Source organism: Buttiauxella noackiae (genome assembly GCF_000737905.1).
Classification (GTDB): domain Bacteria; phylum Pseudomonadota; class Gammaproteobacteria; order Enterobacterales; family Enterobacteriaceae; genus Buttiauxella; species Buttiauxella noackiae.
Genome location: NZ_JPRU01000001.1, coordinates 1,540,952 through 1,555,287 on the forward strand (window position 1 = coordinate 1,540,952; position 14,336 = coordinate 1,555,287).

The window sequence follows — 14,336 nt, forward strand, 5'->3', positions numbered from 1 at the left end:
CTAAAACGAGCCGGTGGCATTAAATTTTAGCCACCTGCTTTACCCATAACGTTAACTGCACCCGCGAAATCTTAATCCCGCCCTGCCTGAGCTCATCAGGCAGGCGCAACCAACGTACCGGCTGCTGAAAACGGGCTACTTTTCCCGGCAACCACTCTGACAATAGCGAAAGGTCAAAATCCTCGTCGGCTTCAACCACCGCCACCGGGCGCTGGCCAAATTCAACATCATCTATTGGCACGACATAAACTTGCTTCACCGCGGGATGAGCGGCGATCACGTGCTCAACTTCTTCCGGCTGGATCCCTTCCCCACCGCTGAAAAACAGATTATCGAGGCGGCCAATCAGCGTTAGACGTTGCCCATTCAGAACACCACGATCGCGGGTGGCAAACCAGCCCTCGGAATTAACCAGCGGTACGACAACACCCGCTTTCCAGTAGCCTGATGCCAGGCTATCGGCCCGAATCCACACTTCCTGATCAACGATTTTCACTTCGCGACCCGGCAGAGCTTCACCCACATCAGGCAACCCATCAGCACGTTTGGCGCACACCGTCGAAGCCAACTCCGTTAACCCGTAACCACACCAGCAATTGATGCCTTTTTCCTGCGCAGCTTGCGTGAGTTCAATGGGAATTGCAGCACCACCCAACAACACTTCACGCAATGCTTGCGGTGGAGATTGCTCAAGCATTCGCCACAGCTGAGTCGGCACCAGCGATGCATGCGTGCAGCCTTCCAGCGCATCGCTCAAAGGATGTAAAACACGCACTACCATGCATCCACCCGCCAACAGCCAACGCCACAAAATGCCCTGGCCGGAGACATGGAACAGAGGCAGTGATAACAACCAGCGGTCATTCGCACCGTAGTTCATCACCTCCAGCACACCTGAGGCGCTGGCAAGATGGGCACCACTGGTATGAACTGCCGCTTTGGGTAACCCCGTAGAACCGGAAGTCAGCGTCATTGATGCAAACCTTGCAGGCTGCCACTCAACCTGGAAACGTTCGCTTTCCAGCAGAGTTAACGGGTTAATATCGGCAACGGTAAGCGGCGCATCAAAGGTCAATGCATGGCTGATAGTCAGATCCGGGAGTAACTGTTCGAGCACAGATTCAGGCAACTGGGGATTTAGCGGCAATACACGCGCCCCACATTGCAGCAACGCAAGCAATGCGAAAACTATTTCTGGGCCGTTTTTCGCACGCAACACAACGCCTTGCCCTTCAAGCACCCCCTGCTGACGGAAGCCGCCTGCCAACGCATCAACGCGCTGGCATAGCTCGCGCCAGTTCAGGCTTTCATGGCCTAATGTGAGTGCCGGTTGGTCACCACGAATTTGTGCCCAATGCTGCCAGGGGAAATCTTGAAAACTCATAACACTTGCTCAAGAGATTCCAGCGACCAGCACGGTAGTGTGCTGCCTGGCCATTCGCGCACCAATTGCGCCTGCATCAACGACAGCGTATCGAGCCCTGGCAACGTTTGCGGCGTCAGCCACGCGGCAATTCGCGCCAGTTGTGTTAAGCCGAGGCTCGATTCAATCGAAGAACTGATAACCGCCGTCAATCCAAGAGCATGAGCCTGTTCCACCTGTTGACGCACTTTCTCAAGACTACCGGTCAAGGTCGGCTTGATAACCACAGCATTTAAGCCAGGCTCGGCGACAAACTCAAAATCCGGCTCACGCAGGCTTTCATCCCAGGCGATCGCAATTCCCGTCTCACGGGCAAACTCGCGAGATTGCTCACGGGTTTTGCACGGCTCTTCGATAAATGCGATGCGCGGTCGGAAATCAGGGTTGACGTATTTGGCAAACTGCTGCGCTTTGAGCGGTGTCCAGCCACGGTTGGCATCAAGACGCAGACGCAAATCTGGCATCGCTTCGAGCAACAAGTTGACCACCATCCCATCACGCACCGCTTCATACAAACCAACTTTCACCTTAGCGATTTTCTCGCCAGGAATAGCAGCCAGCATGGCAAATAGTTCGTCCGGGTCACCGGTGCACAGTGGTGCCGCGCGGTAATCCGCCGCCTGAGGCAATTCACCGCTGATTTCGGCCAGCGCACAACTCAGGCCAAATGCCACAGACGGCATTTCTGGCAGAGCGATTTCTGCGCCCGTTTGCCAGGCTTGCAGCCAGGTTTGTGCCACGCTCAGGGCATCATCGACAGTTTCTACGCTAAAACCAGGCAACGGCGAGATCTCACCGAAGCCCTGTTTTTTGCCGTCTGTCAGACGCACCAGGAGCCCGTCGCGTGTTTTCAGGCGCCGCTCGCGCAGCACCACACCTGCATCCATCGGCACCTGAAAGCGCCATAATTCGGCACAACGCATTATGGATTCCGTTTAAATTTGCTGAAGTCCGGCTGGCGTTTTTGGTTGAACGCATTGCGGCCTTCCTGACCTTCTTCGGTCATGTAGAACAGCATGGTGGCGTTGCCAGCCAGTTCTTGTAAACCAGCCTGACCATCGCAGTCGGCATTCAGCGCAGCCTTCAGGCAACGCAGCGCCATTGGGCTGTTTTGCAACATTTCACGACACCAGCGCACGGTCTCTTTTTCCAGATCGGCATTCGGCACAACGGTGTTCACCAGGCCCATATCCAGCGCTTCTTTCGCATCGTACTGGCGGCACAGGAACCAGATTTCACGCGCTTTTTTCTGGCCGACAATACGCGCCATGTAAGAAGCACCCCAGCCGCCATCGAACGAACCGACTTTCGGGCCTGTCTGGCCGAAGACTGCGTTTTCGGCAGCAATTGTCAGATCGCACATCATATGCAGCACATGACCACCGCCGATGGAATAACCGGCCACCATCGCCACCACTGGTTTTGGACAGGTGCGAATCTGACGCTGGAAATCCAGCACGTTCAGGTGATGGGTGCCACTTGCGTCCTGGTAGCCGCCGTAATCGCCGCGTACTTTTTGATCGCCGCCTGCGCAGAAGGCTTTTTCGCCTTCGCCAGTCAGGATAATGGTGCCAATGTTGTCATCGTAACGGGCATCAGCCAGCGCGTTAATCATCTCTTTTACGGTCAACGGGCGGAATGCGTTACGCACTTCAGGACGGTTAATCGTGATTTTAGCGATACCGTCAGCTGATTTGTGATAGCGAATATCGGTGTAACCTTCCGAGCAATCCTGCCATTCAACTGGCGCGTACAGCATTTCTTCATCTGGATAAATCATGGTGTTTCCTCGATAGGTTTTCGCAATAAATTGAGCAGGCAGGCCGTGAAAGCAATCGGGTTTTCCCGATGTGCATTATGGCCTGCAGCAGTAATAAGGTGCGGTGACAATTCCAGGCTAGTTGCCACTGCGCGGAATTTTTCATCCCGTTCACCGCAAAGATAGTAAAAAGGCAACGGCAATTGCTTGAGCATAGCCTTTAAATCTGGCTGGTTACCCAGAGAGGTCGCCTCAAGCATTGCGGCAAGGCTCTGGGCATTATTCTGGCTGCGTTGCGCAATAAGCGAAGCACGTTGCTGATCATTGAGCGACAGGAAAACAGCTTGGTGATACCAGTCGTCCAGCACCACTTTTAGCGGTTGTGTACGTAACCGCTGCGCCCATTGTTGGTCGCTGCTTTTTCTGTCTCGGCGAGCATTCTCATCCGTAAGTCCAGGATGGCTCCCCTCAACAATCAAACCACACAAACCGGTATTCTCACCCTGACAAGCATGGTACATCGCCACTCGTCCGCCAAGGGAGTAGCCAATCAGCCAATATCTTAGGATGTTGTAACTAAGGAGCGTTTTTCGCAGTAATTTATCGACTTGTACAAAGCCTTCAGCCGTAATATCGGCTGATTTCCCATGACCGGGCAAGTCGATGAAGAGTTGAGGCCAATCGGTGAAATGTTCACTGAAAGATTCCCACTCCTTCCGGTTACCTAAAAAGCCGTGCAGCCAGACCAGGCACGGCAAGTTGGCATCTCGGCCTTCATGAAAAACAGCATCCAGAATCATGCCTGACTCACCTGCGCCAGCAAATGCTGCAAGGTTTGCGCACCGTCCGTATCACCAACGGTGAGTTCGATGATGGTCGCATGAGGAGAACGCCAGGCATGGGTCACTGCTTCCTGCAACTCATCCCAGCTTGTCGGATTGTTGTAGGAGAGGCTAAACATCGCTGCTGCATGGGCAAAAGTGACGTTTTGCGGCATGGTATAGAAGCGTTCGCGTTCGTCTGCCGGCGTTGGCAACAGCGAGAATATTTGCCCGCCATTGTTATTCACGATAAGCAAAACGAAAGGCGCGGAAACCTGGCGTAATAATGCCAGTGAGTTGATGTCGTAAAGTGCCGAGAGATCGCCAACAATCGCCAGCGTCGAACGGGCGGTGGCTCGTTGCACGCCAGCAGCTGTTGAAAGGAGGCCGTCGATACCGCTTGCACCGCGGTTGCTAAATACCGGATAGCCAGCTGGCAATTGTGCGAAAGCATCTACCAGACGAACAATCAGGCTATTGCCGACAAACAACTGCCCGGCTTCCGGTAACAATTCAGCAAGGCGCGCCGCAACCTGGGCTTCGCCAAATTCGAGAGTGCCCTTCTTCACCGCCTGCTGGGCGATTTTTGCAAGCGTAGTTAATTTCTCATCCCACGCCACGCGCTTTTCAGCGGGGTGAGCTTCCAGCCATTGTGTAATATCGCAACACAAGCGACGGCCACGATGATTCGCGGGATCAAGCCGGCCTGGCAGGTTATCCACCAGCCAATACTCTTCAGGCTCACAGGTTGTTTGCCATTGCAGGACGCGTTTTCCGGTCAGGCTACTGCCAAACTGAATAATAATTTGCGCTTCGGCAAGTTCGGTTACCGCCTGGCTGTTGCTCAGCCATAAATCTGCACATGGCAACGGCTGACCAGTTTGCGATAACACATCGCCTATTAACGGCCAGCCGAGCATTTTCGCCCATGCAGCGACCTGCTTTCCTTCTTCAGAATTCAACCGCCCTGCAACCACAACGCCGCGTTTTTGCCGCCAGAAGAACCAGTCACGCTGTTTAAGCACTTCCTGCGCCAGGCCCGTGCGTAACCAGGGTTTATCACCTTGCCACCAGTCGCCCAATGCATGTTGCCAACTCATGCCTGTTTCATCAGGTTCACCATACAGCGGCTCGGCGAACGGGCAATTGATGTGAACCGCACCAGCCATCTGCTGACCTAGCGCATTATCGATAGTCGAAACCAACCAGCGCGCAGGAATATCCTGTGTTGGACGAGGTAAATTAATCGATTGAGTAGGATGGGAGCTAAAAATCCCAGGCTGGCGAATCGCCTGATTGGCACCGCAATCAATAAGTTCCGGTGGACGATCGGCAGTAAGTACCACCAGTTTTTCACCCGTCAAACCGGCTTCAATAATGGCCGGGTAGAGGTTGGCGACCGCTGTACCCGAAGTCACGATAATAGCGACCGGAGCCTGGCTTGCTTTTGCCAGACCTAATGCCAGATGCCCTAAACCACGTTCGTCAAAATGTGTATGACAAATAAAAGCCCGATTTTCAGCGGCCCCAAGGGTCAGAGGTGTTGAACGCGAACCGGGAGCGATACAGACGTGGCGCACGCCGTGGCGAGTCAGCGCTTCAAGGATTACCGTAGCCCAACGGCGGTTAAACGAGCTTATCGACATGATTTAGTCCTGAGTCAATTTTGCTGACTCATTATAATTATTGCTGGAACTGTTATTTTGATATGGGTCGGTAATACCCTTCAAACTGCATTTTTGTTGGCAATGCTCGCTTCGCGAAATACTTAAAAATGCAGTTCGAATTATTTTGGACATCAATTAAACGTTGATGCTGTTAGCAACGTTCGTAACCCAGCGGCTTTATTTTCTATTTCCTGCCATTCTTCCGCCGCATCAGAACCAGCGACAATTCCAGCTCCGGCGTATAAACGCACCATATTATTGATGACTTTTGCCGAGCGTAAAGCAACGCAGAACTCACTCTGCCGCTGCGAGATATAGCCCGCCGAACCCGCATACCATTCACGCTCAAACGGTTCATTATTGGCGATAAACCCACGCGCCACATCACGCGGCAACCCGGCTACAGCCGCAGTAGGCTGCAACATTGCAAGGCATACAGCATCATCAGGCTGAGCCAGATCGGTCCAGATACAACGGCGCAAATGTTGCACCTTTCTCAGACGCACCACCTGCGGCGGCAATACATCAATAGCCCCCACCGTTTTTTGTAAACGCTGGCAAATATCTTCAACGACCAGCATATTTTCTCGTTGATTTTTATCGTCTTTAAGTAACCACTGCCCCAAAGACCAGGCTCGATGATCGTCGGGATGGTTAGCGACAGTTCCGGCTAGCGCTTCGGTACGTAAAGCGGTATCAATGCGCCGCCACAAGCGTTCCGGACTTGAGCCAAGGAACGCATGACTGCCATCAAAAACCATCAGGAAATGATAGCAATTCAGGTTCACCCGGCGACTGGCCGCCATAAAACCGGCTGCGGAAACTGCGGTAGTAAATTGCAGATCGGTGGCTCTGGCCAGTACAACTTTATCAAGTTTATGCTGCTCAATTGCTGTAGTGGCAAGGTCAACCAGATGATTCCATTCTGGTTGTGTTGGAATATGTTGCTCCCCAACGCAATTTAAACGCTGCAATGGCAATTGTTTTGCAGGGAGAATTTGTTCGAGGAATTGAAGAGCGGCCCGCGCATCATTTTGCAGAGAGGTTTCGCTATAAATATTAAGGAAGAGAAAAGCATCCCCACCGATACGCCGCCATTCAAGGCGTGGGAGAAATAAAAAACTGCTGGTGGGTGAGAATGCATTCACGCCAGTAATGCGAACAGCTGGCTGGTCCGCATAGTCATCAATAAATACCCTCGCCGCATCCAACGTATCGAACTGGCGCACCGCACCGAGAGCGGCAATTTCGTCATCGCCATTACGCTGTTGCCAGTAAAACTGGGGATAAAGACGTTGGCTAGTCAGCCATGCGAGTGCATCAGAGGCATCACTCAGGGTGACAGCACAAGATAATTGCTGTAAACCCGGCGCATCCGCAAATTCTGCGTTCAATGCAAGCTGTAACTGTTGCAGCGCGACGACAACTGAATTCACGTTTACCTCACCTTCCCTGAAAAACCCGTGATTATACGTGGTCATGGTGGCAAAAAAAAATCCCACCCAATGGGTAAGATTTCTTTTAATCGGCACACCTTGAGACGATGTGCCGATATGGCTCTAGCGTCTGGCTAATAAAAGCCCTAACACCAGACCCGCTGCAGCCCCAACCCCAATTCCTTGCCATGGTTTTTCACGCACATAATCATCAGCGCGATAAACGGCTTTTTTTGCACGATAGTAATAATTGTCCGACGCACTACTAACCCGGGCTTTGACTTCGCTGAGCGCAGCTTCTGCGCGTGCTTTCAGCTCAATGTATTTTTGGTCAGCAGGGTCGCCTGAAGAACGCAGCACTTCTTCTAACGTTTCACTTAGCAGAGTTAAATCATCATCAAGACGAGATTCATACGGTTGCATCACTATTCTCCGTGTTTAAAAAATACTCGTCCGCTAACTATAGACAACGCTAATGCTTTTTACCTGGCGATTAATCTGTCATTAACGATTCGCCATGCCTATGTGGGGAATTCCGTCTTCGTCATATACGTCCGTAACTGGAGCAAACCCGAAGTGGGCATAGAACGATTGCAAATGAGCCTGAGCGCCTAAATAGACTGTTTTTTCTGGCCAAAACTGCTGGCACGAAGCCATCGCCTGTTCCATCAGCTGGTAGCCAAGTTTTTCGCCGCGCACGCTTTTATCGACAATGACACGACCAATCACCACCGGTTCAAACTCACTTTCGCTTTTCAGTATGCGGGCGTAGGCCACCAGCTTACCGCCCTGCCAGCCAAGAATATGGCGGTTCTCACCGACTAAATCGTCACCATCAATGTCCTGGTAGGGGCAATTCTGCTCGACGACAAATACTTCATTACGCAATGCCAGAAGCGTGTAGAGATCGGTCACGCTCAATTCTGAATGGTGTAAATCTTGCCAAATCAACATGCTGTGCTCCAGTGATTACGAGGATTAGGTCATCTTCACACATTTTGCTCGATAAATAATAGTCCAGGGACAATTGTTCATCGGCTGACACAAATCAAATAAATAATTCATCATGTGAATATGTCTGTGCTTATTAATACATTTAAGTATATTAATCCATATTGTTGATAGCCATTTTTATAAAACCGTCTAAAACGGTCAGTCTTCGTGGATGTTGTTTATATGTTAAGTAAAATACGCCAATTTATTCCTTTGGGAATATGTGTATTGATTGTGGCTATAGCCAATGTTTTATTCTCTCCAGTACATGTGATGTTTCAAAGATTAATCATATTTGTGTTGTTAATGTTGTCGCTTGGTTTAATTAAAAATAGATCTCTTCGTTTATTCGTGGCCCTCTTACCAGTATTGATGGTGGCATGGGACATCACACTGACTTTCTATGCTCGGGGGACCTTTGGCTCAGCTTTTAGCTATGGCTTTGCTATGAGCGTTCTGGATAGTGACACTCAGGAAATCAGCGCGATGCTGTGGCTGTACCAAAAATACTGCTTTGGTTTTCTGGCTCTGGTTATTTTGTTATTACGCAGCGTGGTGACTATTCCAACATTTAGCGGTAAATGGCTGGCAAAATCTCCGCTATATTTATTAATCCTGTTGATACTCAGTAATATTGTGCAAGCGACGGCTCATAATATTAAGAAAAATAGCCAGGGGAGTATTACTGCCCGGGTGATTAACTACTTACCAATAAGTAATGTTAAATATTTTCTTCAGGCATGGAGCGACCAGCTCTTAATTAAACAGATTGCGAGTCAAATTCCCGATTATTCATTGCAAACACATGAAACCGGTATTGATACTTATGTGTTGGTGATCGGGGAATCTGCGCGCAGCGAAAATATGAGTATCTATGGCTACCCGCAGCCCACCACGCCACAATTAGAAGCCGAGCGCAACCATCTTTTATTATGGAATCATGCCATTAGCGGCGCACCTATCACAATTACCGCTGTACCGCTGGCGATCACGGCCGATACTGTGAAAGACCATAATATCCAGCACTATTCGGACAATATAATTAATCTGGCGAATCAAGCAGGTTTTGATACATCGTGGTTTAGTAAGCAAGGGATGCTTGGCGATTACAATAATGCGATTACGGGTATTGCGATGAATGCCGCCCATAAACATTGGGTTAACGATGGTTTTGATGATGCTCTGTTACCTGATTTGCGTAAAGCGTTAAACCATCAAGGTAAACAGCTTATTGTGCTACATATTTATGGCAGCCATGAACCGGAATGCACACGTTTTCCTGCCACTGATGCCCCCTTTACTCAGCAAGGTGATGGTATTGATGCCTGTTATGACAACTCAATCCACTTCACTGATAAATTACTCGGTAATATTTTCTCTCTATTGAAAGACAGGCGAGCCTCTGTCGCTTATTTTTCCGATCATGCGCTGGAGCGCGAACCGACACAAAACGTGGTTTATCATCACGGAGGGGTAAAACCAAGCCAACACGCTTTTGAAGTGCCAATGTTTATCTGGTACAGCCCACTGGTTAATAACCCGGATACCGGAACGGTAGAGGATATTTATTCAACGGTGAATAACGACAAAATATTGCGCTGCTGGATGGGAATTTCGCAACCAGGAGACAAGCCTGAAGAAACGGTGCAACACATCGCTAACCGATTGGCAGGAAAAGCACCCGTAATGGATACCACCAATCAAATTTATAACTGGAGAGAGTTGACACATTAGCTCGCGACCATAACGCGTAAAAAAGCCCCATCAATTGTGAACTGATGGGGCTTTAATGTTTGTATCCGTAGTGATGACTTCTCAGCAAGCTTAGTAAAAATCAGCGGATGCGGCTTCAGCCTGAGCCATCCAAACCGGTTTTTCACTGGTTTTAGACCATACGCGGTGCAGGTAGCTGTAAAAACGGGCGCGATCTTTCCAGAACAGCATCACTGGCAAAGCCAGAACACCTGCTACAACAACAAATGTGCGACGCAGGATGACCTGATGCAATGGATAGTCTTTATATAGAGTCATAGGCTTCTCCCTTAAATTGTGACCGGTAGCAAAAACCGGGAAGTTGGAACTTGTTATCTGACCAAAATAGTATCGCATTGGCTGAAACTTTACTACTCATCCGACCACTAAAGAGCGATTTTTGCCACTAATTTACATTCCCGCGCGTAATTAAGTTACAAAATAGTTAAATAAATACTAATCATTAGTTAATCAATGGTTTTATACCCAAGCCACTTAGGGATGTAGCCTGGCTGCATCATGAAGGGCGACGGGTATATGGCATTTTTATACTTTTTTTACATCCCACCTGCAGACTTTTACGACTTCTTTGCACCAAAACTTTCACACTCACTGTAATTCCTTAAGTGTCGAGGTGGACTGTGAGTGCAGGACTGATTGTTGGCGTGGTGCTCGTTTTTGCGCTGTTGGCTTATTTGATTTATGCCCTGATTAACGCGGAGGCATTCTGATGACCGCATCCGGATTTTTATTAATAGCCAGTTTCTTGCTGGTGCTTTTCGCGCTGGCAAAACCGCTGGGAAGCGTGCTTGCGCGATTAATTGAAGGTGAACCGCTGCCGGGCGTTGGCCGTGTTGAATCGGTGATGTGGAAAGTGCTGGGAAGCGAAACGGCTGAAATGAGCTGGAAACGCTATCTTGCCGCGATCCTGACATTCAACGTTTTAGGTCTGCTACTGCTTTTCGTCATATTAATGACGCAAGGGAGTTTGCCGCTTAACCCACAGCAATTGCCTGGCCTTTCCTGGCATCTGGCTTTAAACACCGCTGTCAGCTTTGTCTCCAATACCAATTGGCAATCCTACAGTGGCGAAACCACGCTAAGTTATTTCAGCCAGATGGTTGGCTTAACTGTACAAAACTTCCTTTCCGCGGCAACGGGTATCGCCGTGGTGTTTGCGCTGATTCGAGCATTTTCCCGCCACAGCGCAACTACCCTTGGTAACGCCTGGGTCGATTTAACTCGCATCACGTTTTACATCCTACTGCCGATTTCACTCTTGATTGCACTGTTCTTTGTTAGCCAGGGAACCTTGCAGAACATCGCCGCATATCAACCGTTTACCACGCTTGAAGGCGTGCAGCATGTCTTGCCGATGGGGCCGGTGGCTTCGCAAGAAGCCATCAAAATGCTCGGCACCAACGGCGGCGGTTTCTTTAACGCTAACTCCTCTCATCCGTTCGAGAACCCAACGGCGTTGACCAACTTTGTGCAAATGTTGGCGATCTTCCTAATCCCAAGCGCTCTGTGTTTTGCCTTTGGTGAAGCAGTAGGTGATAAACGCCAGGGACGCGCCATTTTATGGGCGATGGGTATCATTTTTGTTATCTGCGTTGGGGTGGTGATGTGGGCAGAAACACAAGGGAACCCTCATTTCATGCAGCTTGGCGCTGATAGCAATATCAATATGGAAGGTAAAGAGAGCCGGTTTGGGATCCTCGCCACCAGCTTGTTTTCTGTGGTGACTACCGCCGCGTCCTGCGGTGCGGTCAACGCAATGCATGACTCCTTCACAGCATTAGGCGGCATGATCCCTATGTGGCTGATGCAGATTGGTGAAGTGGTGTTCGGCGGCGTCGGATCCGGGCTGTACGGCATGTTGTTGTTCGTCTTGCTCACCGTGTTTATCGCCGGGCTGATGATTGGCCGCACACCGGAATATCTGGGTAAAAAAATAGACGTCGCAGAGATGAAAATGACTGCAATGGCGATCCTTGTCACCCCAACGTTAGTACTCCTCGGTACCGCCCTTGCGATGATGACAGAGGCTGGTCGTGCCGGAATATTTAACCCAGGTATCCACGGCTTTAGTGAAGTGCTTTACGCCGTCTCATCTGCCGCTAATAACAACGGTAGCGCATTTGCTGGGCTTAGCGCCAACACGCCTTTCTGGAACGTGCTTCTGGCGGTGTGCATGTGGTTCGGGCGCTTCGCTGTGATTGTGCCGGTGCTGGCGATTGCCGGAACGCTTGTCACTAAAAAATCGCAAACCGCAGGCGTAGGTACTCTGCCCACTCACGGCCCGTTGTTTATCGGCCTGCTGATTGGCACCGTATTGTTAGTCGGCGCACTGACCTTTATTCCCGCCCTCGCATTAGGCCCGGTTGCGGAACACCTTTCCTTCGTGAATTTGTGATTAAGAGGCTTCCATGAGTCGCAAGCAACAGGCGCTATTTGAACCATCGCTGATTCGTCAGGCGCTAATAGATTCCTTTAAAAAACTTAACCCGCAGGTGCAATGGCGTAACCCAGTGATGTTTATCGTCTGGGTAGGTAGCGTGATGACTACGGTTCTGGCGATTGCCATGTTCAGTGGCAAACTTCAGGGCGACGCACTGTTTACCTTAGCCATCAGCGTCTGGCTGTGGTTTACCGTATTGTTCGCAAACTTTGCCGAAGCGCTGGCAGAAGGCCGTAGCAAGGCGCAAGCCAATAGTCTGAAAGGCGTTAAGAAAACCAGTTGGGCACGCAAACTGCGCGCCCCGCAGCATGACGCGCCAATGGACCACGTCCCCGCTGCTGATTTACGTAAAGGCGACATTGTGCTGGTGGAAGCGGGCGATATTATCCCGTGCGATGGCGAAGTGCTGGAAGGCGGCGCGTCGGTAGATGAGAGTGCGATTACGGGCGAATCCGCGCCGGTGATTCGTGAATCTGGCGGTGACTTTGCCTCTGTCACCGGTGGGACGCGCATTCTTTCCGACTGGCTGGTGATTCAGTGCAGCGTAAACCCAGGCGAAACCTTCCTCGACCGCATGATTGCGATGGTGGAAAGCGCACAGCGCCGCAAAACCCCGAACGAAATCGCGCTGACGATTTTACTGGTGGCGCTGACGATTGTCTTTTTACTGGCAACCGCCACGCTCTGGCCTTTCTCACAATATGGCGGCGTGGCGGTCAGCGTCACGGTGCTGATTGCCCTGCTGGTTTGCCTGATTCCAACCACTATCGGCGGACTGCTTTCTGCGATTGGCGTTGCGGGGATGAGTCGCATGCTGGGCGCGAACGTGATTGCCACCAGCGGGCGTGCTGTGGAAGCGGCGGGTGATGTCGATGTTTTGCTGTTAGATAAAACCGGCACCATCACGCTGGGTAATCGCCAGGCATCCGAGTTTTTACCCGCTCCGGGGATTGAAGAAAAAACACTGGCGGATGCCGCTCAGCTTTCTTCGCTTGCTGATGAAACGCCGGAAGGCCGTAGTATTGTTGTGCTGGCAAAACAACGCTTCAACCTGCGCGAACGCGACGTGCAAAACCTGCATGCCACGTTTGTACCGTTTACCGCGCAAACCCGCATGAGCGGGATCAACATTCAGGATCGCATGATCCGCAAAGGCTCTGTCGATGCAATTCGCCGCCACGTTGAAGCGAACGGTGGACATTTCCCGCCGCAGGTGGAGACGCTTGTAGAAGGCGTGGCACGTACAGGCGGAACACCGCTGGTGGTGGCAGAAGGTGCGAATGTACTCGGTGTTATCGCCCTAAAGGATATCGTGAAAGGCGGCATTAAAGAGCGCTTTGCACAATTGCGCCAAATGGGGATTAAAACGGTGATGATCACCGGGGATAACCGTCTGACAGCAGCAGCTATTGCTGCCGAAGCGGGTGTTGATGATTTTCTCGCGGAAGCGACACCGGAAGCCAAACTGGCGCTAATTCGCCAGTATCAGGCAGAAGGTCGTTTAGTAGCGATGACTGGCGACGGCACCAACGATGCCCCAGCGCTTGCGCAGGCAGACGTGGCGGTTGCCATGAACTCCGGTACGCAAGCGGCGAAAGAAGCGGGCAACATGGTGGACCTGGATTCCAACCCTACCAAGCTGATTGAAGTTGTGCACATCGGCAAACAGATGCTGATGACGCGTGGCTCGCTGACCACGTTCAGTATTGCCAACGACGTGGCGAAGTATTTCGCGATTATCCCCGCCGCGTTTGCCGCCACTTACCCGCAACTTAATGCACTAAACGTGATGCACCTGCACTCCCCTGCTTCGGCCATTTTAAGTGCGGTTATTTTTAATGCGCTGATCATTATCTTCCTGATCCCACTGGCACTGCGCGGAGTGAGTTACAAACCGTTAAGTGCTGCGGCGATGTTACGTCGCAACCTGTGGATTTACGGTCTGGGCGGATTAATTGTGCCGTTCATTGGTATTAAAGCTATCGATCTGTTCCTGACCGTATGTGGCCTGGTTTAAGAGGAAA

General features: G+C 50.9%; 13 protein-coding genes. 4 read left to right on the forward strand and 9 right to left on the reverse strand.

Annotation, left to right across the window (positions count from 1 at the left end; translation table 11 throughout):
- Positions 1-19 precede the first annotated feature (19 nt).
- From menE to IX31_RS07110, 8 genes are all read right to left on the reverse strand, one after another.
- Positions 20-1,384: an o-succinylbenzoate--CoA ligase gene (menE, locus tag IX31_RS07075; protein WP_034456647.1), complete on the reverse strand. Its 1,365-nt coding sequence runs from the start codon at positions 1,382-1,384 to the stop codon at positions 20-22.
- Positions 1,381-2,346: an o-succinylbenzoate synthase gene (gene menC / locus IX31_RS07080; protein ID WP_034456649.1), complete on the reverse strand. Its 966-nt coding sequence runs from the start codon at positions 2,344-2,346 to the stop codon at positions 1,381-1,383. Before menC ends, menE begins: the two co-directional genes overlap by 4 nt.
- On the reverse strand, positions 2,346-3,203 hold the full coding sequence (gene menB, locus IX31_RS07085; RefSeq protein WP_034456650.1) for a 1,4-dihydroxy-2-naphthoyl-CoA synthase: 858 nt from the start codon (positions 3,201-3,203) through the stop codon (positions 2,346-2,348). The genes menC and menB overlap by 1 nt, the downstream gene beginning before the upstream one ends.
- Positions 3,200-3,982, reverse strand: coding sequence for a 2-succinyl-6-hydroxy-2,4-cyclohexadiene-1-carboxylate synthase (gene menH, locus IX31_RS07090; protein ID WP_034456656.1), 783 nt, complete (start codon positions 3,980-3,982; stop codon positions 3,200-3,202). Before menH ends, menB begins: the two co-directional genes overlap by 4 nt.
- Positions 3,979-5,649: a 2-succinyl-5-enolpyruvyl-6-hydroxy-3-cyclohexene-1-carboxylic-acid synthase gene (gene menD / locus IX31_RS07095; RefSeq protein WP_034456658.1), complete on the reverse strand. Its 1,671-nt coding sequence runs from the start codon at positions 5,647-5,649 to the stop codon at positions 3,979-3,981. Before menD ends, menH begins: the two co-directional genes overlap by 4 nt.
- Positions 5,650-5,801: 152 nt before the next feature.
- Positions 5,802-7,106 (reverse strand): isochorismate synthase MenF, encoded by a 1,305-nt coding sequence (gene menF, locus IX31_RS07100; protein ID WP_034456660.1) that lies wholly within the window; start codon positions 7,104-7,106, stop codon positions 5,802-5,804.
- 123 nt (positions 7,107-7,229) lie between these two features.
- Entirely contained in the window at positions 7,230-7,529 is a 300-nt protein-coding gene (gene elaB / locus IX31_RS07105) for a stress response protein ElaB (RefSeq protein ID WP_034456662.1), read from the reverse strand.
- Between the two features lie 81 nt (positions 7,530-7,610).
- Entirely contained in the window at positions 7,611-8,060 is a 450-nt protein-coding gene (locus tag IX31_RS07110; protein WP_034456663.1) for a GNAT family N-acetyltransferase, read from the reverse strand.
- A 222-nt stretch (positions 8,061-8,282) separates the two neighbouring features.
- On the opposite strand from IX31_RS07110, the gene IX31_RS07115 reads away from it, so the two are divergent.
- Positions 8,283-9,833, forward strand: coding sequence for a phosphoethanolamine transferase (locus IX31_RS07115; RefSeq protein ID WP_034456664.1), 1,551 nt, complete (start codon positions 8,283-8,285; stop codon positions 9,831-9,833).
- A gap of 90 nt (positions 9,834-9,923) precedes the next feature.
- Here the strand turns inward: IX31_RS07115 and IX31_RS07120 are convergent, their stop codons facing one another.
- Positions 9,924-10,130: a YbfA family protein gene (locus IX31_RS07120; RefSeq protein WP_034456665.1), complete on the reverse strand. Its 207-nt coding sequence runs from the start codon at positions 10,128-10,130 to the stop codon at positions 9,924-9,926.
- Between the two features lie 386 nt (positions 10,131-10,516).
- Here IX31_RS07120 and kdpF point away from each other — a divergent pair, with 386 nt between their 5' ends.
- From kdpF to kdpB, 3 genes are read left to right on the forward strand one after another with little or no spacing between them, the layout of a single operon-like run.
- Positions 10,517-10,582, forward strand: coding sequence for a K(+)-transporting ATPase subunit F (gene kdpF / locus IX31_RS23775; RefSeq protein WP_422110227.1), 66 nt, complete (start codon positions 10,517-10,519; stop codon positions 10,580-10,582).
- The gene (gene kdpA / locus IX31_RS07130) at positions 10,582-12,267 is read left to right on the forward strand and encodes a potassium-transporting ATPase subunit KdpA (protein WP_034456666.1); all 1,686 of its coding nucleotides are present in this window, start codon (positions 10,582-10,584) and stop codon (positions 12,265-12,267) included. The genes kdpF and kdpA overlap by 1 nt, the downstream gene beginning before the upstream one ends.
- Positions 12,268-12,280: 13 nt before the next feature.
- Entirely contained in the window at positions 12,281-14,329 is a 2,049-nt protein-coding gene (gene kdpB, locus IX31_RS07135) for a potassium-transporting ATPase subunit KdpB (RefSeq protein WP_034456667.1), read from the forward strand.
- The last annotated feature ends 7 nt before the right edge of the window (positions 14,330-14,336 follow it).